Here is a 23,588-nt window from a genome sequence, read left to right on the forward strand (position 1 = left end):
CCGCTTTACTCAAGGAGACGAAAAATGACACCCGCAGGCCGTAAAGAACTCGACAAGATCCGCGCCGTGCGCGGCTATACGCTGCCGCTGCACGAAACGCTTGCCGATCTCAATCCGGAGTTTCTTCGCCGCTACGGCGACCTCGCGTCGTTCGTGATCTTCGGGCCGAAAGAAGGCCGCGCACTCGATCTCAAGACGCGTTTCCTCGTGCTTGTCGGCATCACCACGGCCGCCAAGGGCGACCGCGAAGGCATTGAATGGAGTGCGATGCGTGCCATGCAGTACGGCGCCACCTGGGACGAGGTGCGCGAGGCGGCGTTTCTAGCCGCACTGCCGTGCGGCATGCCGGCCTTCGAGGGGGCGTGCCGCATCTTCAAGGAACTCGAGAAGAACAAAGGTTGGGTTCCGCAAAAGCGCAAGATTGTGCGCAAGGCTGGTCGCAAGACTGGGCGCAAAGCCTCGAAATGACCGGGTGGTGGAATCCCGCGATGGCGGCGCAAGGCATTTGCGTCGTCGGAGCCGCGGGTGGCATTGGCATGGCGACGGCGCGTCTGCTGGCCTCGCAAGGCGTGAAGTTGATGCTGATGGATAGGGGCTCGCCCGAACTTGCTTCCCTGGCGGGGGAGCTTGGTGCCGCCTTTGAAACGCTCGACTATCGCGCGCCAGCGAGCATTGCGGCCGCCATGGTGCGCGCGCGCGCCAAATTCCCCGCGATCGGCGGGCTCGCTTTGCTAGGCGGCATCGTCGACACCGCCAAGCTTGCCGATCTCACGCTCGAGCGGTGGGACGACGTGCTGCGCGTCAATCTCACCGGCACGTTCCTGGCGATCCAGGCCGCGCGCGAATGGCTGTGCGACGGCGCTGCGATCGTCACGACCAGTTCGCTTGCCGCTTCGACCGGCGGCGTGATCACGGGCACGGCCTATGCCGCATCGAAGGCCGGCATCGAGGCGATGACCAAGTCGGTCGCGCAAGAGCTCGCACCGCGCCGCATCCGTGCCAACTGCGTGTCGCCGGGTGCCATCGACACGCCGATGACGGCGGGCCATCCGCCCGAGCGCAAGCGCGCTTTCGATGCGGCCGTGCCGCTCAAGCGCCACGGCCATGCCGACGAAGTCGCGGCGACGATCTGCTTTTTGCTGTCGGCGGGGGCGGGCTACATCACCGGGGCCGTCGTGCCGGTGAATGGCGGCTTCCGGATGGAGTAGGGGCGATGCGCGTGCAACGGATACTCTTCGAGGCACCGTGGGGCCAGATCCAGGCGCGTACTGTCGCGGCATCGGCCGAGCTGCCCGTTCTGGTGTTGCTGCACCAATCGCCTTTGTCGGCGCGCAACTACGATGCGCTGCTGCCGCATCTTGCGTCTTTCTGCCGACCCTACGCAATCGACACGCCGGGTTATGGCGGCTCCGATGCGCCGCCGGCGGCGTGGGAAGTGCGCGACTATGCGGCCGTCGTGTGGCGCGTGGCCGATGCGTTGGCGGCCTCAAGGATCGCACTTTTTGGGCGCGCGACCGGGGCGGTCTTTGCGCTCGACGCGGCCTTGCAAACGCCGCAGCGCGTCTCGTCGCTCGTGCTGCACGGTTTGCCCGTCTACACGCCCGAAGAACGCGCGCAGCGTCTCGCGAATTTCGCACCTTCCTATGTGCTGGATGGTGCCGGCGCGCATCTCGCCTGGATATGGGCGCGCATTCGCGGCGAGTATCCGCATCTCGAACCCGAACTCGCCACGCGTTTTGTGGCCGACTATCTGGCGGCCGGGCCCGATTTTGCGCAATCCTATCGCGCGATCTTTCGGCACGATTTGCCGGCGCGCGTTCTCGGACGAAAATTGCCGCCGACCGTGCTGATCGGCGGTACGGCCGACCGCATCGGCTTCATGCATCCGCGCGCGTGTGCGCTGTTTGCGGATGCGCGCGCCGAACTGATCGCTGGCGCCGACGATTTTGTCGCCGAGCGCGCTCCGGCCGATTTTGCGGCACTGCTGGCGCGCGTATTGGCATCGGCGTCCGCGTAGCGTCAGCGCCGGTGCTTGAGCAATGCGAGATTGACGCAGTCGCGCAGCTCGTTTTTGGCCAAATAAAGATAGGCCGTCTCGCACGCGATACGCCGCAGATCGTCGAGCCCGGGCGGCGAGAAAAACGCCGCATGCGGCGTCACGATCATGCGCCCTTCGAGCCACGGCGCCTTGTCCGTCCATTCGCGCAGCAGCGGATGGGTGCGTTGCATCGGCTCGTCGGGCAAGACGTCGAGCCCAACGGCATGCAGCTGACCGCTCTTGAGGCCGTCGTAGAGCGCGTCGAGATCCTGCGTTCGCCCGCGCGAGGTGTTGACGTAGATCGCCCCGGGCTTCAGTGCTGCCACAAAGCGCCGATCGACGAGCCTTTCGGTTTCGCGCGTGAGGGGCGTGTGGACGCTAACGATGTCGGCATCGCCGAGCAGCGCTTCGAGCGAGGGCGCACGGGCGTAGCCGGTGGCGAGATCCGTCCCGCTCGGCAGATAGGGATCGTAGAACGCGACCTTCATGTCGAAGGCTGCCGCACGCCTTGCGGCGGCAAGGCCGATGCGCCCGAGGCCGACGACGGCGAAGGTTTTGCCGCGTAAGCGCCGCACGCTGCCAAGGCCGATTGCGTGCCACGCATCGTCGTGGCTGCGCAGACGGTCGTTGTAGGCGACCACGCCGCGCGCAAGGGCGAGCGTCAGTGCCAGCGCATGATCGGCAACCTCGGACGTGCCGTAATTGGGTACGTTGCAGACGGGGATGCCCAGTTCGGCGGCAGCTTCGATGTCGACCGTGTTGAAACCCACGCCGCCTTGCACGACGATCCGGCAGCGGCTCGATCGTTGCAGCACCTCGCGCGAGACGGCATGACGGCCGCGATAGTTGATGAGCGCGTCGGCACTTGCCAGAACCCCAGGATCGACGGGCCGGGAAGGGTCGTAATGCTGCACAAAAAGCTCGACCTCGCTGCCCACGGCTTGGCGCTCGGCGGCAGGTTCGCCGTCGAACTGGGGATCGACGATCACAAAACGCATGGACAACTCCGACATACGATGGTGGGATCGAGTGTCGAGTTTAGGCGCGCTTCCTGCAAGGAAATTGTCTATACGGAGTTTGTATGATGAAGACGACATTGATCTTCGGCGGGGCCGGCTTCGTCGGGCTCAACATTGCAGAGGCGCTGCTAACGGCCGGCCGCAAGGTCGTGTCGTTCGACCGACGCCCCCCCTTGGCCTCGGCGCAGAAGCATTTCGCGTCGCTGCCGGGCGCGTTTTCGCATCTGGTCGGCGACATTCGCGATGCAGCTGCGGTCGAAGCGGCGTTTGCGTGCAAGCCCGATACGGTCGTCTACGGGGCAGCCCTAACGCCGGGGTCCGTGCGCGAGGCGGCCGATCCGCTGGCGGTGATGGAGGTCAATCTCACCGGTTTCGTGCGCGTGCTCGAATTCGCGCATAAACACAATGTCGCGCGCACGGTCAATCTGAGTTCGGCCGGCGCCTACGGGGCTGCGGCTTTCCGGCCCGGCACGCTCGACGAGACCGACGCTGTCGATCCGCGCTCGCTCTATTCGGTCACCAAATTCGCGTCGGAGCGCGCGGCGACGCGCCTTGCCGAATTGTGGAAGATGGATTTTCGCTCGGTGCGTCTGTCGGCCGTGTTCGGGCCCTGGGAGCACGACAGCGGCGTACGCGACACGCTGAGCCCGCCTTACCAAGTGGCGCGCATGGCGCTCGGCGGCGAAGCGATCGTGCTCGCACGCCCGACCGCGCGCGACTGGGTCTACGGGCCGGACGTGGCTGCGGCCATCATTGCGTTGCTCGATGCGCCCAAGCTCAATCACGAGGTCTACAATGTCGGGCCCGGCATCAGCTGGACCTTGCTCGAATGGGCGCAGCTCTTTGCGGCCAAACGCCCGGGCCTCGTCGTGCGGTTGGCCGCACCGGGCGAAACGCCGACGGTCGATCCGCATTCGGCCAGCGACCGCGCGCGCCTCGTGAATGCGCGCATTCTCGCCGACACGGGCATGAAATTCCAATTCGGCCTGCACGAATCGTTCGCCCATCTGGAAGCCTGGATCGCGCGGCATCCAGATGGATGGGCAGGCGCATGAAACTCGCCGGCAAGACCGCGATCGTCACGGGGGCAGGCTCGGGCATCGGGCGCGCGAGCGCGATGCTTTTCGCAGCCGAAGGCGCCAAGCTCGCGGTCGTCGATCGCGATGCGGGGGGTGCCGACGCAACGGTCGCTTCGATCGTGGCGGCAGGCGGTGTCGCCAAAGCGTTTGTCGCCGACGTTGCGGTGGCGGGTGCGGCGACGCCGGTCGTCGCGTTTGCGCGCGCCACTTGGGGCCGCGTCGACATCTTGATGTGCGCGGCCGGTTTCTCGTGCGGCGGGACGGTCGAAACGACGTCGATCGAGGATTGGAACGCCGTATTCGCCGCCAATGTCGGCGGCACGTGGCTGTGGGCCAAAGAAGCGATCCCGGCGATGCGCGAAAGCGGCGGCGGGGCCATTCTGACCGTGAGTTCGCAACTCGCACTGGCAGGCGGGCGCGGCAACAGCGCCTACATCGCCGCCAAGGGCGCGTTGCTGTCGCTCACGCGCACAATGGCGCTCGATTTTGCGGCCGACCGCATCCGTGTGAATGCGCTCGTCCCCGGTGCGATCGACACGCCGCTCTTGGCGCGCGGGATGGCGCGCAACGCGGACCCGGCGGCGATGCTTGAACGCGTGCGCCAGCGCCATGCGCTGGCACGCATCGGCACGGTCGACGAGGTCGCGCGCGCAGCGCTCTTTCTCGCGAGCGACGATTCGAGTTTCACCACCGGTACCGCTTTGGCCGTCGACGGCGGCTGGCTTGCGGGCTGATGGACCATTTATTCAACACGAAGGACGGAACGTGACGATGCAAGCGCGCTGCAGGATCGGGATCGATGTCGGGGGCACCTTCACGGATTTCGTGATGGCCGATCTCGCGAACGGCAAGTTCTACTACCACAAAGAACCGAGCGTGCCGAAGGACCCGTCGCGCGCGGTCGAACTCGGCATTGCGGCGTTGGTCGCGTCGGCCGGTTTGCCTTATTCGGCGGTCGAACTCGTCGTGCACGGCACCACGATCGGCCTCAACGCGATCATCCAGCGGCGTGGTGCCCGCGTTGCGCTCGTCGTGTCGCCGGGCAACCGCGACGTGATGGACCTTGCGCGCAGCCGCATGCCCAATTCCTACGATTTCACGGCCCCGCGCGAAGCCCCGCTGATCGCGCGCGATCTCGTGTTCGAAGTGCCCGCGCGCATGCGCGCAAGCGGCGAGATCGTGCGCCGGCCGTCGGCGGCCGAATACGAGAGCCTCGTCGCCTCGCTGCGCGCTGCCAAGGTCGATGCGGTCGCAGTGATGCTGCTCAACTCCTATCGCGACCGCACGCTCGAGGCGGGGCTTGCGGCGGATCTGCGCAAGTCGCTGCCCGGCACGCTCGTCACGGAATCGGCCGAGTTGTGGCCTGAAGTGCGCGAATACGAGCGTGCCCTCGTGGCGGCGCTCAACGCCTACATCCATCCGCTGATGGAATCCTATTTCGAGCGGCTCAAGACGCGGCTTGCAGCCCTGGGCTTGGCGGCCCCCATCTACATCACCGCCAACAACGGCGGCTCGTTGGGCCTCGAGACGGCGCGCGAACGGCCCATCGACACGATTCTGTCGGGGCCGGCCTCGGGCGTGGTGGCGGCGGCCCGCGTGGCGGCCCCTGGGAACCGGTCGAAACTTATCACGATCGACATGGGCGGCACCTCGACCGATATCGCCGTATGTGTGGCGGGCGAGCCCGAATTCACGACCGCCACCAATGTCGGCGATTTTCCGCTGATGCTGCCGGTCGTCAATGTCGGCGCCATCGGTGCCGGTGGCGGTTCTATCCTGTGGGTCGATGCGCAGGGCGTGCTGAAGGTCGGCCCCGAGAGTGCCGGTGCCGATCCGGGCCCGGCCTGCTACGGGCGCGGCGCCACGCGCCCTGCGATCACCGACTGCTATCTTGTGACCGGCATTCTCGATCCCACGCGCTTTTTGGGCGGGCGCATGACGCTCGACAAGGCGGCGGCCGAAAAAGCGCTCGATGCGATCGGCGAAAAGATCGGCCTTACGGGCCCCGATCGTGCGCTGCGTGCGGCGGCCTCTGCCTTGCGCGTCGCGACGTCGAAAATGGCAACCGAAACCTCGAAGCTGATGGCGCGTCGCGGCCTCGATCCGCGCGAGTTTGCGTTGCTCGCCTATGGCGGTGCTGGGCCGACGCAGGCCAATCTTTTGGCCGAAGAAGCCTTGCTGTCCGAAGTCGTGGTGCCGTTGGCCCCCGGCACGTTCTGCGCTTTGGGTGCGATCCTTGCCGATGTGCGGCGCGACTATCTGCGCGCCACGCGCACGACGATCGGGCGCGATGCGGCGGAGATGGCGGCGTTGATGAAATCGGTCGCCGAGGTTGAGCAGGAAGCGCTTGTCTGGGTTGCGGCCGAGGGCGAACTCATCGGCGAGCATCAGCTCGAGATCGCCTTCGATATGCGCTATCCGGGCCAGGCCTACGATCTGCGCGTCTCCGTACCGCCGGCCGAGCGGGCCGCTATCGACCAGGACAAGCTGGTCGCACTTTTCCATGCCGAACATGAACGGCATTACGGTTTTGCCGATGCGGCAAGCCCGGTGCAGGTCAAAAATCTGCGTGTGCGCGTCACGGGCCGCGTCGCACCGCTGAAGCTCGCTGCAGCCGAAGCCAAAGAAGCACCCGTGCCCATCGCACGTCGGCGCGTCTACGACCGCACGGGCTGGGTCGAGGCTTCGGTCTATACGCGTGGGCAATTGGGGGCTGGGGCGAAGATCGCGGGGCCGGCGATCGTCGAACAGGCCGACACGACCGTCTGGATCCTCGCCGGCTGGGTTGCGGCCGTCGATCCGGTGGGCAATCTCATTCTGACGAGGGCCGCATGAAACTCGATCCGATCCTGCTCGAGATCCTCTACCACAAGGTCAAAGCCGCGACCGAGGAGATGTCGATCACGCTCGCGCGCACTGCGCGCACGACCTACGTGAAGGAGGCGTCCGATTTCGGCACCGCCCTTGCGACACTCGGCGGCAAGTTCTTCGCCTATCCCGAAACGCTCGGCGTGTCGGGCTTCCTCGATCTCGATTGCAGCGTGTCGATCGCCGCCGTCCCCGATCTCGAGCCCGGCGACGTCATCATCACGAACCACCCGTACGACAGCGGCGGCCTCTCGACGCACATGCCCGATTTGCAGCTGATCCGCCCCTATTTCCACGGCGGCAAGATCGTCTGCTACGGCTGGGACTTTGTGCATTCGTCGGACATAGGCGGCGGCGTGCCGTCGTCGATCTCGCCGAGTTTTTCGGAGCTCTTCCAGGAAGGCTTGCAGATCCCGCCGATGAAGCTCGCCCGCAAGGGCGAGCTCAACCGCGATTTCCTGGCCTTCTACCGCGCCAATTGCCGCATCCCCGAAACCAACATGGGCGACATTCGCGCGATGCTGGCGGCCCTCGAAATCGGCGAGCGGCGCGTGGCCGAAATCGTCGCCGCCCACGGCATCGACACCTTCATGCAGGCGCAGATCGATTTGGCTGAATATGCCAAAGCCAAAGCGCGCGAAGTGCAGCGCATGCTGCCCGACGGCGTGTACGAATTCTGGGATCTGATGGACGACGATTTTGCGACCAAGATCCCGATCCGCATCCGCCTGCGCATGACCGTGAAGGACGGCCTCATCCATCTCGATTTCGACGGCACCGATCCCCAGGTGCTGGCCGCCTACAACATCCCGACCGGCGGCATCCGCCACCCGTGGCTCACTTTGAAGCTCATGCATTTCATCGCGAGCTACGATCGCACGGTGCCGCTCAATTACGGCCTGTTCGAAAACATCACCGTGAACGTGCCCAAGGGCACGGTCATCAATCCCGAATATCCGGCTGCCGTCGGCGTGCGGCATGCGACCGCCATCCGCGTCAACGATGCGCTGGTGGGTGCGATCGCCAAGGCGATGCCGGGCCTCGTTCCGGCCCCGTCGGGCGGCACGGTCGTGCCGACGGTGCTGGCCGAGCAGAACCCGACGACGGGCACGCGCAACGTGATGGTGCTGCAGTCGCTCGTTGGCGGTACGGGTGCGCGCAAAGGCGGCGACGGTGTGGACGGGCGCGACAGCGGCCTTGCCAATCTGCACAACACGCCTATCGAGCGCAGCGAAGAAGATGCGGCCGTGCAGATCGAGGTTTACGGGCTGCGCCCCGATTCAGGCGGCCCCGGTCAATGGCGCGGCGGCACGGGGCTCTTGTTCGGCTTCAAGATTCTGCAGGAGGGCAGTGCCGTTTTGGGCCGCGGGCTGGAGCGCATGGTGTTCCGCCCGTGGGGGCTCGGCGGCGGCAAGCCGGGGGCCACCGCGCGTGTCGTGTTGAATTGGGGCTCGCCCGAGGAACGCGATCTCGGCAAGCTCGATATGTATCTCGCCAAGAAGGGCGACGTGGTCACGTTCCTCACCGCAGGCGGCGGCGGCTTCGGCGATCCATTCGCGCGCGACATCGATCTCGTCGTGCGCGACGTGGCGCTTGGCTATGTCAGCGAAGAAGGTGCCAAGCGCGATTACGGCGTAGTCGTGCGCGGCGGCGTGTTCGACAAGGCGGCGACGGCGGCTTTGCGGGGCGCCCCGCGCGCGGTCGCCAAAGAAAGCGATTTCGATTTCGGTCCCGAAAGGCCGATTTGGGAACAGGTGTTCGACGATCCGGCGATGACGCGCCTCAACAAGGCGCTGCTCGCGTTGCCGGTGGCGGCCCGCCACCAGCAGCGCCGGGCACTGTTCGCCGACGTGTGCCCGCGCCTGCCGGAGATTTTCACGATCGGCATGCAGGCCGTGATCGACGATCCCAAGGCCCAGCGCCAGCGTCTGCTGGCCGCGATCGAAAGGCTCGAAATGCGCGTGGCGGCGGTCGCCGCCGAGTAGCGCTCAGCCCGGCAGATCGGCGTTGTCGAGATCGACGAACGCCATGGGATGCGGACGCACGCCGCTCACACCGGGCCGCCAGCCGACCATCATGTCGGTCGCGTAGAGCGGCACGAACGGCATGTCGGCGCGGATCTGGCGCTGCGCTTGCGCATAGATCTGCTCGGCTGCCGCCGGATCGACTGTGCGGCGCGCTTGCGCCCACAAAGCATCGAGTTCGGGGCTCGTATAACCCGTCGGGTTGAAGGCCCCGCCGCCGACGAAATCGCGCCCGAGCAGCAGGTCGGGATGCGGGCGCGGCCCCATATTGTGGAACGCGATCTGCCAGAAAGAGCGCAGATACATGAACGGCCACCAGGGTGGATCGTCGTAGGCGGCAAGATCGACGACGATGCCGACGGCGCGCAGCATCTCGACGATGCGTGCCGCTACCCGCGACGTGGGGTAGACCGCCGACGTCACGCCGCGCAAAGGCGAACCGTCGTAGCCGCTCGCCTTCACAAGGCGGCCGGCGGCCTCCGGATCGAAAGCGATCGGATCGACTTCGACGCCCCATGGATCGGTTGCGGCGAGCACGCCGTCGAGCGGGCGCGCGTTGTCGCCATAGAACTCGGCGCGCAACGCTGTCCTGTCGATCGCCAAGGCGGCGGCGTGCCGCAGTGCCGGCACCGAGAAGGGGGCCGCCGCACAATTGAACACCACGACCGATTTACGGCCCGAGGCGACCGTGCCGGTTTCGAGCAGCCCGCGCGCGCTGAGATCGGCTGCCATGGTGGCGGGTACGTTTTCGACGATATCGACCGCCCCACGTTCGATGAGCGCAAGCCGGGCAGGGGCGTCGGGTGCGAAAACGACTTTGACGCGGTCGCAATGCGGTTTGCCGGCGTCCCAATAGCCGTCGTGCCGTTCGAGCAGCAGATGGCTGCCGCGCGCCCATTCGACGAGCCGGAACGCACCCGCACCGACCGGCTGGTCGAGCGTGTCGTCGGCCACATGCGTGCGCCAGGCGAGATGATGCAGCAGCCACGGAAACGGCTGGTCGAACGCGAATTCGACTTCGCCGGCCGAAACGGCCGCCACGCTTTCGAGGCCTGCATAATCCTTGGCCAGGACCGAGCCCACACGCCCATCGAACAGGCGGCGATAGTTCCAGGCCACGATTTCGGCCGTCACAGACCTGCCGGTGTGGAAGCGGGCATTTTGCTGCAGCGCGAAACGCCAGCGCCGACGGTCGTCGCTGGCGGACCAGCTTGCCGCCAAAGCGGGCTGGATCGCCATTTTATGGTCGAAGCGCACAAGGCCGGGGCAGATCGTCTTCAGCAGCAGGGTCGCACTGCTCGAATCCGACAGGGCGCCGTTTGGCTCCAGCGAGGCCATTTCGTGGTTTGCGAGCAAGACGATTTGTTTCGGTGCCATTTTGCAAGTATTGTATGGCCATCAGGACCAAGCAAGCGGGGGATTGGCGTTTGTATGGTCCGTTTCTTGCTTTGTATACATTCGTTGATTTCGGTTTCCGCGACCTGTCCCTTGCCCGTTCCCTGAAGGAGCACGACGATGCGTACCAAAACCGTTGATCTGGCCGCAATTGTGCGCCGGACGGCCGCCGCCACCCTGGTGGCAGCCGGCTTGATGCTGGCGGCCCAGGCGGCCCGCGCCCAGGACCTCACGATCGGCGTGCGCGCCGTCGCGGAAGGGCTCGATCCGCATTTCTCAGGCCTCGGCTCGCATCTGTCGGCCGTGCGCAACATCTACGACTCTCTGGCCGATGTCGGGCCCAACATGGAGCTGATCCCGGGGCTTGCCGAAAGCTGGCGCACGGTCGATCCGCTGACCTGGGAACTCAAGCTACGCCGCGGCGTCAAATTCCACGACGGTGGGGACTTCACGGCCAAGGACGTCAAATTCTCGTTCGAGCGCATCCCGACGGTCGGCGGCGGCACGGGCGGCGTCGTCGCGTTTGCGCGCCGCGTGGCGAGCGTGGAGATCGTGGACGACCACACGGTCCGCCTCAAGACCGCGTCGCCGGCCCCGGGCTTGATGCTCGACCTCGCGCGCGTGTTCATGGCGTCCGAGCGTGCGTCCAAAGACGCGAGCCAGCAGGATTTCAACTCGGCCAAGGCCGCGATCGGCACGGGCCCGTACCGCGCCGTCTCGTTCGCCTCGCGCAACGAAATGATCCTCGAGCGTTTCGACGGCTATTGGGGCACCGAAAAAGCCGCTTGGCGGCGCGTGTCGCTGATTGAAATCTCGAACGACAGTGCGCGCGTTGCCGCGCTCCTGTCGCGCCGCGTGGACATGATCAACTACGCGCCGCCGTCGGATGTCGGTCGCCTCAAGAGCGAGCGCGGCATTGCGGTCACGCAAGCGCCGTCCTTGTTCAATTTCATCCTGTGGCCCGATGTGCGCCCCCGCACGCCGACCGTGACCAACAATGCCGGCCAGCCGATCGACAACCCGTTGCGCGACGTGCGCGTGCGCCAGGCTTTGTCGCTCGCCATCGACCGCAACTTGATCGCGCGCCAGACGATGGAAGGGACGGCAACGCCGGTCAACCAGCTCGTGCCCAGCAGCGTGTTCGGCTACAACAAGCAGCTGCCCGCAATCCCCTACAATGTCGAACGCGCGCGCGCGCTGATGACGGAAGCGGGCTTCCCCGACGGGTTCCGCGTGCAGCTGCATTGCACGAACGACCGCCTCCCGAACGACGGGCGCGTATGCACGGCGCTCGGCCAGATGCTGGCACGCATCAACATCAAGGCCGACGTGCAGGCCGTGTCGCGCACGGTGTTCTTCCCGGCCCAGGGGCGCGGCGAGTACAGCCTGCAAATGCAGGGTTGGGGTACTGTCACCGGCGAAGCTGGCTACACGCTGGCAGCACAGATCCATACGCGCGATGCCGACAAGCGCACGGGCACGTTCAACTGGACTTTCTGGTCCGATCCCGAGCTCGATGCGCAGATTGCCACGGCAACGTCCGAACTCGACGACGCCAAGCGCGAGCAGCTTTTCGCGGGCGCCATCGCGTCCGTGGCGCAGAAGCTGCCCGTGATCCCGATCGTCAATCTGCAGGCGATTTGGGCGGGCCGTGCGGACCGCGTGCTGTACGAAGCGCGCGCCGACGAAGACACGCTGGCGATCAAGGCCAAACCAGGCCCTGCCGTTCGCTGATCCGGTACGTTATCGACGACGAAACAACGCTCCCGATTGCGATCGGGGGCGTTGTCTTTGCCAAGAGCCGAAAAGGCGGGGTAGAGTCCGCCGACTTTGAAAATTCTGGGAGAACGCGATGTCGACCGATTTCACGCACAATATTCTGCTCACGCCCGGCCCGATCACGACGACGCGCGCGACCAAAGAAGCGATGCTTGTCGATCTTTCGCCGAACGCCGAAGAGATCGTCGGCATGACGGCGACGGCCCGGCGCTATCTGCTCGAAATCGCGAACGGGACGGCGACGCACGAATGCGTGCCGCTGCAAGGCAGCGCCACATACGCCTGCGAAGCGCTTTTCCATGCCTGCACGGCCCCGGGGGCCAAGGTGCTGGTGATCGTCAACGGTTTCTACGGCTTGCGTCTCGGCGAAATTCTCGAGGCGATCGGCCGGCGCGTGGTGAAGCTCGAAAAGCCGATCCTGCCGCTGCCGACAGGGGCGGAAGTGGGGGCGGCCCTCGATGCCGATCCCGAAATCACGCATGTGGCGATCTGCCATGTCGAGACGGGTACGGGCGTTCTCAACCGCATCGAAGAGATCGCCAAAGCCACGCGTGCGCGCGGGCGCAACATCTTCATCGACACGGTCGCCTCGTTCGGCGCGTTCCCGCTCGACGTGGCGGCTCTCGATGTCGAAGCCGTCGCGATCTCGCCCAACAAATGCATGGAAGGTTTGCCCGGCATCGGCTTTGCGGTCATCCGGCGGGATTCGCTGATTGCGGCCGAGGGCAAGTCGCCGTCGATCAGCCTCGATTTGTTCAAGCAATGGTCCTTCATGGAGAGCACGAAGGGCCAGTGGCGCTTCACCCCGCCGACGCATGTGGTCGCGGCCTTTGCCAACGCAGTCGCGCGCCACAAGGCCGAGGGCGGGCGCGAAGCGCGGCTCGAGAAGTACAAGCGCAACTGGAAGCGTCTCGTCGATGCGATGCGCCAGAACGGGTTCCGCACGATGCTGCCCGACGAAGTCTCGGCCCCCATCGTCACCACGTGGCTCGATCCGGCCGATCCCGCCTACAATTTCAAGGATTTCTACGAAGCGATGCGCCGCCGCGGCTTCACGATCTTTCCGGGCCGTTTGACGGCGGCGGGCACGTTCCGCATCGGCTGCATGGGCGACATCGATCCCGAGACGATGGCGGCCGTGGCACGCGCGGTCGCGGAATCCATGGACGAGATCGGCGTCAAGCATCGCGGACCGGCGGCCGACCGCATCCTCGCGACCGCGTAGGTCTGGGCCCGGCTATTTCTGCAGGCGCACGTTCAGGAGATCGCGCAGCCGGTCGCCGATGAGGTTGATCGCAACGATCATTAGCAGCAGCGCGATGCCCGGGAAAAGGCTCATCCAGTAGCGGCCGCTCAGCATGTATTGGAAGCCGTTGGCGAGCAGCAGGCCCAGCGACGGTTCGCTGATCGGCAGGCCCAAGCCCAGGAACGACAAGGTCGCTTCGAGGGCGATCGCGGCGGCGATCTGGATCGTGACGACGACCAGCAGCGGCGGCAGGCAATTGGGCAGCAGATGCGAGAATAGGATGCGCATCGGCCCCAGGCACAGGCCGCGCGCGGCCGCGACGTAGTCGGCCTGCATCTCGACGATCGCGATGCCGCGCACCGTGCGCGCGTAGTAGGCCCATTGCGCCACGACGAGGGCGAAGAAGATTTTGTCGATGCCCGAGCCGACGAGAGCGACCATCATCAGGGCCAGCAGCACAGCCGGGATCGACAGCTGGAAATCGACGATGCGCATGATCGTATCGCCGAGCCAACCGCCGATATAGGCCGAGGCGAGCCCGACTGTCGTGCCGATCGCCATCGCCGCAAGGCTCGATGCCGCCCCGATGCCGAGGCTCACGCGGAACCCGTACATGATCGCCGCAATCAGATCGCGGCCCTGGTCGTCGGTACCGAGCCAGTAGAATACGCCTTCGCTGCCCGTACTCCCCGGCGGCAAGCGGCCGTCGGAAAGATTGAGGTTCGCTAGATCGTAGGGATCCTGCGGCGCCAGCCACGGGGCGAAGAGAGCCAGGATCGCGATCGCGACGAACAGCACGAAGCCGAAGGCCGCGAGCCGGTCAGCGAAAAACCCCGCCGCCAGATCGCGCCACGGGGCGCGGCCCTCTTGGATGGCGGCGGCACTCATGCGGCCCGCCTGTGGCGCAAGCGCGGGTCGAGGATCAGGTATCCCAAATCGACCAGCAGATTGATGGCCACGAAAAGGCACGCCATGATCATTAGGTACGCGACGATCACGGGCCGGTCGAGCGCGAAGATCGAATCAATCACGAGCTTGCCCATGCCGGGCCACGAGAAGATGGTTTCGGTCACGACCGCATAGGCGATCGTCGAGGACAATTCCATGCCGGTGACCGTGACCACCGGGATCAGGATATTGGGCAGCACGTGCACAATGAGAATGCGACGCATCGTGAGCCCTTTGGCGCGCGCGAAGCGCACATAGTCTTGCGCAAGCGCCTCGCGCACGCCCGCCCGCGTGAGGCGGATCACGAGCGATATCTTGAACAATGCGAGATTGGCCGCGGGCAGCAGCAGATGCGACCAGCCGTCGAGCGTGAAGATCGACAGCTTCATGCCGAGCCAGTCGCGCGTTTCGCCGCGCCCGCCTGAGTCGAGCCAGCCAAGTTCGATCGCGAAGATCATGATCAGCATGAGCCCGACCCAGAAGGTCGGCAGCGAAAACCCCAGGATCGAGCCGGTCATGATCGTCTTGGACGTCCAATGCTCGGGCCGGTAGCCGGCCCACAGCCCGAGCGGAATGCCGACGACGAGGCCGACGAGTACCGCCGTCACGGCCAATTCGAGTGTGGCCGGCATGCGCTCCAGGATGAGGCCGATGGCCGGCGTGTTCGACACGAAGGAATTGCCGAGATCGCCGCGCATGAGGTTGGCGAGAAAATGCAGATATTGGCGCCAAAGCGGCATGTCGAGCCCGAGCCGTTCGGCGACCACGGCGATTTCGGCCTGGTTCAGCGTCGGGTTCACAAGCAGGGAAAGGGGATCGCCGATCGCGAAAACGCCGAGAAAAACGGCGAGCGACATCGCGAAGACCACCCCGATCCCCTGCAGCACGCGCTGGAGTACCAACAGCGTCACATCGCCCTCGCTTGAAGCTTCATAGCACGCTCCTGCCCAGCAACGCGCGTGCCATGGCCGTTTTCAGAGAGGCGGGGGCGGGCCGTCGTAGGGCGTGCCGCTGGTGCCGAGCCACAGGCGCATCAGATGGCGCCGTTGCTTCGTCGCAGCCCAATCGACATGCTGCGAGCGGCCATGGGTGATGAGATCGTTGTCGAGGATCTCGAACTCGCCCGGCTCCATCGGAAAATCGAGCGCAAAGCGTTCGAGGATCGCTTCGAAGCGCTCGATGGCTTCGGCGCCTGCCGCGTCGAGCGGGCGATCCCAGCGTTTGGCCCCGCCCATGATGTAGTCGCGCGCAAACTGGCAGCGCACATGGTCGCCGTCGCGCCGGAACACCGGATGCCAATGCACCGCATTGGGATCGACCGGGCGGAAAGGGTGGAACAGGAAGGGCTCGTACAGGCGGGCGAGCAGATCGGGCCGCTCGTCGTGCAGCAGATCGTGCGCAAAAGCGCAGGACGATACGCGGCTGTTGCCGCCCGCGCGCGCTTTGGCGGCCCACAGGAGGCCGGTATAGCGCGGGCCGACGTCTTTGAGGCTCTCGTCGGTGTGGGCTTTGATTTCGGCGTCGCGCAGGCGCCGTGCCTGTTCGTCGTCGGCGTCCCAGTCGCCGAGCCAGCGCACGTCGTAGAGCCAGAAGCCTTCGATGTACTGCGGCTGCGGCCGATCGACAAGGCTGCCCAGCAGCCACCATGCATAGCGAATGCCGTCCACACCCCAATCTTCGACCGGCAGGCGCGAGACGACGACGAAGCCGGGGCCGGTTTCGAGGCGTTGTTTCATCGTGGCTGCAAAATCGGCGCAAAGCCCGAGATCGAAATCCGTCGGCTTCGGTACCGGCAGTTTGGCGTCGGCGGCCTTGAGGGCGGCGACCGCCCGGCCCAATTCGCTCGCCGCAGCCGCCGGAATGCGCAAGCGCCAATCGTCGGGCCGCAAATCGCCGGGCGCCCATGCTTTTGGGTAACCAATTTTTGGGTAAGCTTGCGCCATTGCCGATCCTGTCCTTGGCCTCGTAAGGCGGAAAGGATATCGGCAGTTCGCGTCGTTGGAAACCCTGGAAAGCGTCCTACCAGTTGGCCCAAGCGTCGCGCAGCGCCGCGAACGCGGCTTTGCGCGTCGTCTTGTCTTCGGCGATGAGGCCCTTGCGGTTCCAGCCGCGCTGGAAGCGCGTCTGGCGGCGCTCGGAGCGGAAATCGTAGAGCAGCCACACCGCCATGCCTTGCACGTACGGGAACAGGCGCAGAATATCGAGTTGGTTGCGGTAGAACGCCGCCTGGCGCTCTTCGCCGAACAGCAGTGTTTCGGCCCCGTGCAGGCCCGCGACCGCATCGGCCCCTGTTTCGCTGATCAGCAGCGGCTTGCCCGGATCGGAATTGGCGAGCAGGCGGGCGAGGTCTTTGGGATCGGGCTCGTACCAGCCGAAATATTCGTTGAGGCCGATCACGTCGAGCTTGGCGGCGAGTCGGTCTTCGATGCGGAACTTCTCGCGGTTCACAAGGCATGCCGCCGACACAAGCCGCGTGGGATCGGCGCGGCGTGCGGCGTCCGCGAGGGCGGCCATGAAGCGGTAGCGCGCGTCCGTGTCGGCGTTTTCGTTGCCGACCCCCCACAGAATCACGCTGGCGCGGTTGCGGTCGCGCGCCACAAGTTCCAAGAGCTGGTTCTCGGCATCGGCGTATGTATCGGGGTTGGCGAAATCAATCGCCCAATAGACCGGGATTTCGGCCCACAGCAGCACGCCCGCTTCGTCGGCCATTCGCGCCACCAGCGGGTCGTGCGGATAATGCGATAGGCGCAGGAAATTGCCGCCGAGCGCTTTGATGTCGGCAAGACGGCGCGCAATGTCGGCGGCGTCCGTGCAGCGGCCACGCACGACATCGTCTTCGTGCACGCACGCCCCTTTGAGACGAAGGGGCGATCCGTTCAGCAGTATGTCGGTGCCGCGCGTCGCAATGCGCCGGAAGCCGACGCGCTCGCGCATGCGGTCGCTGCCGCAGACGATCTCGACATCGTAGAGGCGCGGGCGTTCGGGCGACCAAAGTTCGGGCATTGCGGCAATACGCGCAGTACCCACACCGCCCGCGATCTCGAGCGGTGCTTCGAGCCCGAGCTCGGACACAACCACGTGTGCCGCCGCATCGACCTGCGCCGAGAGTTCGACCCGTACCTCGATCGCCTTGTCGCTGTCGGCGGCAAGGTGCATGGCGAAGCTTTTGACGTGCAGGGCAGGGACCTGCATCAAGCCGACGCCGCGATGCAAGCCGCCATAGTTGAACCAGTCGAAATGCGACATCGGCACGCGGTCGTCGCGGCGCCGGTTCTCGACATGGACCATGAGGCGATTTTTGCCTGCGACGAGTGCCTGCGTGGCATCAAGCGTGAACGGCGTCGAGCCGCCGCGATGCGCACCCAGAAAGCGGCCGTTCAGGAACACGCGCGCGGCGTAGTTCGCCGCCCCGAACTGCAGCAGTTGGCGCATGCCGGGGGCAGGGGCCGCATCGAAGCTGCGCACATACCAGACCGCCCCCTCGTAGTGTTTGAGTTCGGGGCGCAGCAGGTTCCAGCACGACGGCACGGGGACGATGTCGGCCCCGCCGGGATCGTAGTCGCGCGGCACGCGCCAACTTTCGGGCGGGGCGTCGTCGAGCGCGTACCAGCGCTGGCGCAAGCCTTCGTCGAATGGATCGAGCGTCATCTCCCAATCGCCGTCGAGCGATTGGACGGCACGCCCGCCCGGATCGACGAGGCTGCTTGCCCCCGCCCAATCGCGCGAGAAGGCGGCGGCGTAGTCCTCGTCGTGCAAATGCGCAAACGGATCTTCGACGGTCATGGTTTGAGGCCGCGATACCCGATGCCGATCGAGCGCCGGAAGCGCCAGTCGAAGCGGCCGGGGAACAGCACGTCCGAGGCCATCGCGATCGCGATCCAGCGGAACCACGTCGCAAACGTGTTCGACAGGCCCTGCGGCTCCTCATAGCCGCGCACCCAGCCGTCCTGGCGGCGGGTGCCGGTGCGCACGTCCGCAAAGCCGCCGTCGTTGTTCTGCTCGTCGAGAATGGCTTCGAGGATCGCGGCAAGCCAGCCGAGCGCTTTGGGCGTGGGCGCTTTGCTGGCTGCAAGCCCGTGCACGAGCACGTCGACAATGTCGACGTCGATGCACGCACTGTCGACGCGCGGCGGCAGCGTGAGGCAATACTCGACCGCGCGCTCGAAGAAGGGCGGCGTGCGGCCCATCGCGTACCAGATGTGATAATTGTGCATCGAGCCTGCCATCGCGTGCAGCAGGCGCGTGGGGTCGCTGGCTTGGCCTACACCCCAGAAGCCCGTGCTCGGCTCCTGCAGCCGATCGTGCCACGCGAACAGAATGTCGAGGCATACGGCGACCGCCGCATTGTCGGCCGCGTTGCCGTGGCGGGCGAGCGCAAACAGGAAGCCCGCGAGATTGACGATGTTGTTGCCCTCTTGCCAGGGATCGCGAAGGTCGCGCTCGGCAAGCCACGCTTTGAGGTGCGTTGGCTCGAGATAGGGCCGCACGAAATCGAGCACGGGCGCGCGCGCCGGGTCGAGAGCTTCGATGGCGCCCAAGGTGTAGTTGGTCACGTGGAAATCGATGTAGCGCCACGTCTCGTCGCGGTCGGGTTTCTTGAATACCGCGTCGTCGCGCATTTCGGGGATGCGGAACACGCCGTCGCCTCGCCGGAAGCCTTCGAGCCAAGCCACGAGTTGGCTGCGCGCGGCCGCATCGCCGAGTCCGAGGGCCGAAAAACCGCCGATCAGATCGGCGCACATGATGCCGTTGTAGGTGCCCGGCAGTGCCACGCCCGGCCATTTTGTGGCGTCGTGCGCGGGCGATATGCGCAGCACGCCCGCTGGCGCTTGCGTCACCTGCATCGATGCAAGCCAAGCGATCGAGCGCCCGCGCGCCGCTTCTATGCGGCTTGCAAGTCCGACCCGTTCGTCGTGTCCGCCCAAATCGTTCATCCCTTGACCGCTCCCGCCGCCATGCCTTCCATCACCCGCCGCTGCGCCAGCACGAACAGAACCGCGACCGGCAAGGTCGTGACGAAGGCCAATGCCATGATGCCGCGGAAATTGGAGCCGAGTTCGCCGTTCATCGCAAGCAACGCGACTGGCAGCGTGAAGGTGTCGGGCGAGCGCGAAATCACGAGGATCGGAAACCATTGCGACCAGTTGATCAGGAACGTGATCAGCGCCACGGTCGCCAGGATCGGTTTTGCCATCGGCAGGATGATCTTGAACAGGATCTGCGCTTCGCTGGCGCCGTCGCAAATGCCGGCCTCGATCACTTCGCGCGGCAGCGTGCGGAAGAACTGGTCGAACAGGAAAAACTGGATCGGCCCCAGCGCCAAGAACAGCACGATGCCAGCGTAGGAGCCGAGCAGGCCGAGCTTGAAGACCACGATATAGACCGGGATCACGAGCAGCATGTAGGGATACATGATCGTGAGGAGAAAGCCGTAGCGCAGCCAGCGGAAGCCCGGCAGCTCGGGCTTGCGCGTGAGCGCGTAGGCCCCCGCCGCCGTCACGACTACGCCGAGCACGGTCGAGGCACCCGTAATCGCGAACGAGTTCGCCACATACTGCCAGAACGACACGCCGCCGATGCGCTGGATTTCGGCGAAGATCGAAAAATCGAACTGCTCGGGCCACAGCCGTAGCGGATCGCCCGTCACCTGGCGCGCATTGCGGAACATGCCGAGGCACATCCACCAATAAGGATAGAGGAAGAGAAGGCTCAGCGACGTGGCGAACGCGTAGAGCGCTGCCGTCGTTGCATTGCTTTGCCAGCCGCGCCGTTGCGCCATCATTTGGGACCGCGCCCTTCCGAGAGTTTGAAAGCGCCGAGCGACAAGGCGATCACGATCGCGAAGAGCAGGCTCGCCATTGCGGTTGCCTCGCCGTAACGGCCTTGGTCGAACAGCTGGTAGGCGTAGTAGCTCACGAAATTTGTGCGCTCGGCAGGCCCGCCCTTCGTCATCACCACGACGACGGTGAAGGTCTTGAGGAACTGCACCGTCGCGTAGACGAGATTGATGATGATGGCCGGGCGCAGCTGCGGCAGAATGATGAAGCGCCATTTCTGCCAGACGGTCGCACCGTCGATGGATGCTGCCTCCTCGAGTGCGCGGTCGCGCATCGCAAGATTGGCCAAGAAGATCGTCATGTAGAAGCCGGCATGGTGCCAGAGTTCGGCGATCAGCACGGCGATCGTGACCGTATCGACGCTCGAGAGACCGCCGAAAGCAGGCAGGCCGAGCTGCTCGGCCGCCGCATTGATCGCACCGAAACTGCGGTCGTAGAGCCAGCGCCACACCACATAGCCCGCCACGTCGGGTGTCACGACGGGCAGGAAGATCGCAAGGCGGAAGAACATCGAGCCTGCGCGAAGACGCGGACTGTCGATCAGGATCGCGACGCCGAGCGCGAAGGCGAGATTGGCCGCGACCGCGAGCGCCGCGTACCAAAGCGTGCGCCACAGCGACGTGAGGAAAATCGGGTCGGCCAGCACGGTCGCGTAGTTGGCGAAGCCCACATAGGTTGGGTTCGGCGATAGGGCCGAGGCCGAGGCGGTCAGCGAAACTTGGATCGAAAGGGCGATCGGCCACAGGCCGAACACGATGGTCAGCGCCGCAAAGGGTGCGACGAACAGATAGAACACCCGATTGCGCCAGGCGAGATCGAGCGCTTCGGCGGCCGATTGCAGGCGGGAGGGTGCGGCGGCAAGGGGCATCGTGAATCGAAACGGCCGACGGGGTGTGCCCGTCGGCCGCTCTTGGTCCTCAGTTGCTGGCTTTGAGTTTGGCCGCGAGTTCGCGCATTTCCTTCGCGGTTTCGGCAATGAAGGGCTTCCAGTCGGCCGGCGGAGCCGCGATGCCGGCGAGCAGTTTGCGATGGAAGGCCGCTTCCAGCTCCGGATAGAACGTATGGATCGATTCCGGGAAATCGTACGCGACCAGGCGATGCTGGGCGCGCGCGAAATACTGCTGGCGTGGCGAGAGCGCGTCGACATTGAGGTCCTTGCGCACGCCCGCACCGACGAGCTCGAGCGATGCCTGCTGGGCCTCCTTGCCGAGCAGGAATTTGGCGAACTCGACGGCGAGCGCGCGGTTCGGCGAGTTCTCGGGCACGGCCACGCCGCGCATGCCGCCGATCACGACCGCGTTGTCGCGGTTGGCCGCGAATTTCGGCCACGGACCCGACACGAAATCGCCGCCCAACGCGTTGGCGTTGTCCCAGCCGCGCACGTTCCAGTCGCCGACGCGGAACATGCCCGCCCGGCTGCCGAGGATCACCTGGTACATTTCGGTGAAGGAATGGTTGATCGTGTCGGGGGCGACGAAGCGGTAGCTCGAATAGGTCTTGAGGAATTCTTCGAGCACCTGGGCATGCGCCGGTTGGTCGATCATGATCTTGCCGTCGGGATCGATCAGCGTGTGGCGCAGGCCCGAGCCGAAGGTGAACAGGTCGAGCATGTGGATGAGGTCGCGGGGTTTGGCGGCCTGCAGCGCCATGCCGAACGTGTCGGCGCGGCCGTTGCCGTCGGGATCGGATTCGCGGAACTTGGCCGAGATGCGCTTCACGTCGTCCCAGGTCTGCGGGAACTGTTCGCCCGTCTTGTCGAGCCAGGATTTGCGCACGCCGAAGGCCATCTGCACGCGCTGCACGGGCAGGATGATCATCTTGTTCTTGAACGTGGCCACGCGCAGATCGTCTTCGCCGAGGAATCCCTTGTCGGCGATGCTTGCGAGCGTCGCGCGCAGATCCATGATCTTGCCGGTCTGCTGCTCGATGCGGATCACGCGCTCGTAGTTGTTGAAGATGAGGTCCGGGGCGGTGTTCGTGTTGATCGAGCTGATGACGCGGCCGAACCATTGGTCGGTCGGGTAGCTGATCGAGCGCACGGAAACGCCGGGGCGCGTCTTGGCGAACTCCGCACCCGCACGTTCGAACATCGCAACGCCATTGTCGCCGAGATCGTGCCAGATCACCAGTTGCTGGGCCTTTAGGCCGGTCGGGCTCGCCATGGCGGCTGCAGCCGCAACGAAGACGCCGCCCAGAAGTCGCGCGATGCGCATCGGTTCCTCCCTTTTTTGCTTCCCTGGTTTTTAGGGAAATCGTTTACCTAACGCAGTATAGTCGTCCCGTTTCGGATTCGCAAGGAGCCTGATGGCCGAGAGATCCAAACCCCCAGTGCAAGCGCGTGGGGCCAAGCCCGCCTCGATCGCGGACGTGGCGCGGGCCGCCGGCGTTTCGATCGCGACGGTTTCGCGCATCGTCAACGGCACCACCGGCAAGGCGTCGGCGGCAACGGTCGCGCGCGTGCAGGCAACGATCGCGCAAGTCGGCTATCGGCCGACCGGGGCGGGGCAGGCCTTGCGCAAGGGGCAGAGCCGCCTTGTGGCCGTACTCGCCGCCAATCTCGCGAACCCCGCAATGGCGGCGATCGCGGCCTCGATCGAAACGGCGCTTCGCGACGTGGGCCTTGCGATGGTGCTGTGCGACACGCACGACAATCCCGATCTGCAAGACGAGTATTTGAGCGAGATGCGCGCCCAAGCCGTGCGTGCAACCGTGCTGCTGGGGGCCGTGCGCAGCAAGCAGCTTTCCAACGCGATGGCGGGGGCGGCACCGCTGCTGTTCGTCAATCGCCGCTGCCCCATCGACAAGGCGGCAGCGTTTGTCGGTATCGACAACCAAGCTGCCGGGGCTGCCGTTGCGAAGGCTTTGCACGCTCGCGTGCCGAAGGGGGCGCTGGCGGTGATCCACGGCTCGCTCGAATCCTCGGCGACTTCCGACCGCATCGCCGGGTTTCGCCGCCAGCTGCAGGCACTCGGCCGCACCTTGCTCGATATCGATGTGCCGGCGGCACTCGGCGCGGACCATTTGGCGCTGGGCCACGCGGCAACGGCACTGCTGCTGGCGCAGCCTGTGCGGCCCGCCGCGATCTTCTGCGCGTCCGACCTCATTGCGTACGGCACGCATCGTCGTTTGCGCGAAGCTGGCCTGCGCGTGCCGCAGGACATGCTGCTGATCGGCTTCGACGATAATCCGCTCAACGACTGGATCGCGCCCTGGCTCGCCTCGGTGCGCGTGCCCTATGCTGCCTTCGGCCCCGCCATCGTCGCGATGCTGGGCGAAATGTGGCGCGGCGAAAGACCGGCGGCACGCTTGCTCGACTATACGCTCGTGGATCGGCCGCAGGCTTGATTATGGCCGT

General features: G+C 65.6%; 20 protein-coding genes. 10 read left to right on the forward strand and 10 right to left on the reverse strand.

Features of this window, described 5'->3' with window-relative positions; genetic code table 11:
• The first annotated feature begins 24 nt into the window (after positions 1–24).
• Genes O9320_10805 through O9320_10815 form a run of 3 tightly spaced genes read left to right on the forward strand, consistent with a single transcriptional unit; the run spans position 25 to position 2,017 of the window.
• On the forward strand, positions 25–468 hold the full coding sequence (locus tag O9320_10805; protein ID MCZ8311336.1) for a carboxymuconolactone decarboxylase family protein: 444 nt from the start codon (positions 25–27) through the stop codon (positions 466–468).
• On the forward strand, positions 465–1,208 hold the full coding sequence (locus tag O9320_10810; GenBank protein ID MCZ8311337.1) for an SDR family NAD(P)-dependent oxidoreductase: 744 nt from the start codon (positions 465–467) through the stop codon (positions 1,206–1,208). Before O9320_10805 ends, O9320_10810 begins: the two co-directional genes overlap by 4 nt.
• Positions 1,209–1,219: 11 nt before the next feature.
• Positions 1,220–2,017: an alpha/beta fold hydrolase gene (locus O9320_10815; GenBank protein MCZ8311338.1), complete on the forward strand. Its 798-nt coding sequence runs from the start codon at positions 1,220–1,222 to the stop codon at positions 2,015–2,017.
• A 2-nt stretch (positions 2,018–2,019) separates the two neighbouring features.
• Here O9320_10815 and O9320_10820 read toward each other — a convergent pair whose 3' ends face one another.
• Positions 2,020–3,036: an NAD(P)-dependent oxidoreductase gene (locus O9320_10820; protein ID MCZ8311339.1), complete on the reverse strand. Its 1,017-nt coding sequence runs from the start codon at positions 3,034–3,036 to the stop codon at positions 2,020–2,022.
• A gap of 83 nt (positions 3,037–3,119) precedes the next feature.
• Here O9320_10820 and O9320_10825 point away from each other — a divergent pair, with 83 nt between their 5' ends.
• Genes O9320_10825 through O9320_10840 form a run of 4 tightly spaced genes read left to right on the forward strand, consistent with a single transcriptional unit; the run spans position 3,120 to position 8,989 of the window.
• Positions 3,120–4,112, forward strand: coding sequence for an NAD(P)-dependent oxidoreductase (locus O9320_10825; protein ID MCZ8311340.1), 993 nt, complete (start codon positions 3,120–3,122; stop codon positions 4,110–4,112).
• Positions 4,109–4,870 carry an SDR family oxidoreductase gene (locus O9320_10830; GenBank protein ID MCZ8311341.1) on the forward strand — a complete coding sequence of 254 codons (762 nt, stop codon included), beginning with the start codon at positions 4,109–4,111 and terminating at the stop codon, positions 4,868–4,870. Before O9320_10825 ends, O9320_10830 begins: the two co-directional genes overlap by 4 nt.
• A 37-nt stretch (positions 4,871–4,907) precedes the next feature.
• Positions 4,908–6,971, forward strand: a complete 2,064-nt coding sequence (locus O9320_10835) for a hydantoinase/oxoprolinase family protein (protein ID MCZ8311342.1) — start codon at positions 4,908–4,910, stop codon at positions 6,969–6,971.
• Positions 6,968–8,989 (forward strand): hydantoinase B/oxoprolinase family protein, encoded by a 2,022-nt coding sequence (locus tag O9320_10840; GenBank protein ID MCZ8311343.1) that lies wholly within the window; start codon positions 6,968–6,970, stop codon positions 8,987–8,989. The genes O9320_10835 and O9320_10840 overlap by 4 nt, the downstream gene beginning before the upstream one ends.
• A gap of 3 nt (positions 8,990–8,992) precedes the next feature.
• On the opposite strand, the gene O9320_10845 is transcribed toward O9320_10840, so the two are convergent.
• The gene (locus O9320_10845) at positions 8,993–10,405 is read right to left on the reverse strand and encodes an ABC transporter substrate-binding protein (protein ID MCZ8311344.1); all 1,413 of its coding nucleotides are present in this window, start codon (positions 10,403–10,405) and stop codon (positions 8,993–8,995) included.
• Positions 10,406–10,543: 138 nt separating this feature from the next.
• Here O9320_10845 and O9320_10850 point away from each other — a divergent pair, with 138 nt between their 5' ends.
• Both O9320_10850 and O9320_10855 read left to right on the forward strand, forming a co-directional pair.
• Positions 10,544–12,157 carry an ABC transporter substrate-binding protein gene (locus tag O9320_10850; GenBank protein MCZ8311345.1) on the forward strand — a complete coding sequence of 538 codons (1,614 nt, stop codon included), beginning with the start codon at positions 10,544–10,546 and terminating at the stop codon, positions 12,155–12,157.
• A 118-nt stretch (positions 12,158–12,275) separates the two neighbouring features.
• On the forward strand, positions 12,276–13,427 hold the full coding sequence (locus O9320_10855) for a 2-aminoethylphosphonate--pyruvate transaminase (GenBank protein ID MCZ8311346.1): 1,152 nt from the start codon (positions 12,276–12,278) through the stop codon (positions 13,425–13,427).
• Between the two features lie 12 nt (positions 13,428–13,439).
• Here the strand turns inward: O9320_10855 and O9320_10860 are convergent, their stop codons facing one another.
• The 8 genes from O9320_10860 to O9320_10895 all read right to left on the reverse strand — a co-directional run bounded on the left by O9320_10860 (position 13,440) and on the right by O9320_10895 (position 22,446).
• Positions 13,440–14,336 carry an ABC transporter permease gene (locus O9320_10860; protein MCZ8311347.1) on the reverse strand — a complete coding sequence of 299 codons (897 nt, stop codon included), beginning with the start codon at positions 14,334–14,336 and terminating at the stop codon, positions 13,440–13,442.
• Complete coding sequence (locus O9320_10865) at positions 14,333–15,307, reverse strand: ABC transporter permease (protein MCZ8311348.1); 975 nt, start codon at positions 15,305–15,307, stop codon at positions 14,333–14,335. Before O9320_10865 ends, O9320_10860 begins: the two co-directional genes overlap by 4 nt.
• Positions 15,308–15,370: 63 nt before the next feature.
• Positions 15,371–16,285, reverse strand: coding sequence for a TauD/TfdA family dioxygenase (locus O9320_10870; GenBank protein MCZ8311349.1), 915 nt, complete (start codon positions 16,283–16,285; stop codon positions 15,371–15,373).
• Between the two features lie 130 nt (positions 16,286–16,415).
• On the reverse strand, positions 16,416–18,179 hold the full coding sequence (locus O9320_10875) for a hypothetical protein (protein ID MCZ8311350.1): 1,764 nt from the start codon (positions 18,177–18,179) through the stop codon (positions 16,416–16,418).
• Complete coding sequence (locus tag O9320_10880) at positions 18,176–19,330, reverse strand: hypothetical protein (GenBank protein ID MCZ8311351.1); 1,155 nt, start codon at positions 19,328–19,330, stop codon at positions 18,176–18,178. The genes O9320_10875 and O9320_10880 overlap by 4 nt, the downstream gene beginning before the upstream one ends.
• Entirely contained in the window at positions 19,327–20,178 is an 852-nt protein-coding gene (locus O9320_10885; protein MCZ8311352.1) for a carbohydrate ABC transporter permease, read from the reverse strand. Before O9320_10885 ends, O9320_10880 begins: the two co-directional genes overlap by 4 nt.
• Entirely contained in the window at positions 20,175–21,101 is a 927-nt protein-coding gene (locus O9320_10890) for a sugar ABC transporter permease (GenBank protein ID MCZ8311353.1), read from the reverse strand. Before O9320_10890 ends, O9320_10885 begins: the two co-directional genes overlap by 4 nt.
• A 49-nt stretch (positions 21,102–21,150) precedes the next feature.
• Positions 21,151–22,446, reverse strand: a complete 1,296-nt coding sequence (locus O9320_10895) for an extracellular solute-binding protein (protein MCZ8311354.1) — start codon at positions 22,444–22,446, stop codon at positions 21,151–21,153.
• A 91-nt stretch (positions 22,447–22,537) separates the two neighbouring features.
• Between O9320_10895 and O9320_10900 the strand changes: the two genes are divergently transcribed.
• Positions 22,538–23,578 carry a LacI family DNA-binding transcriptional regulator gene (locus O9320_10900; protein ID MCZ8311355.1) on the forward strand — a complete coding sequence of 347 codons (1,041 nt, stop codon included), beginning with the start codon at positions 22,538–22,540 and terminating at the stop codon, positions 23,576–23,578.
• Positions 23,579–23,588: the final 10 nt, after the last annotated feature.

Origin of the sequence: Magnetospirillum sp., assembly GCA_027532905.1 — a bacterium.
Classification (GTDB): Bacteria; Pseudomonadota; Alphaproteobacteria; order CACIAM-22H2; family CACIAM-22H2; genus Tagaea.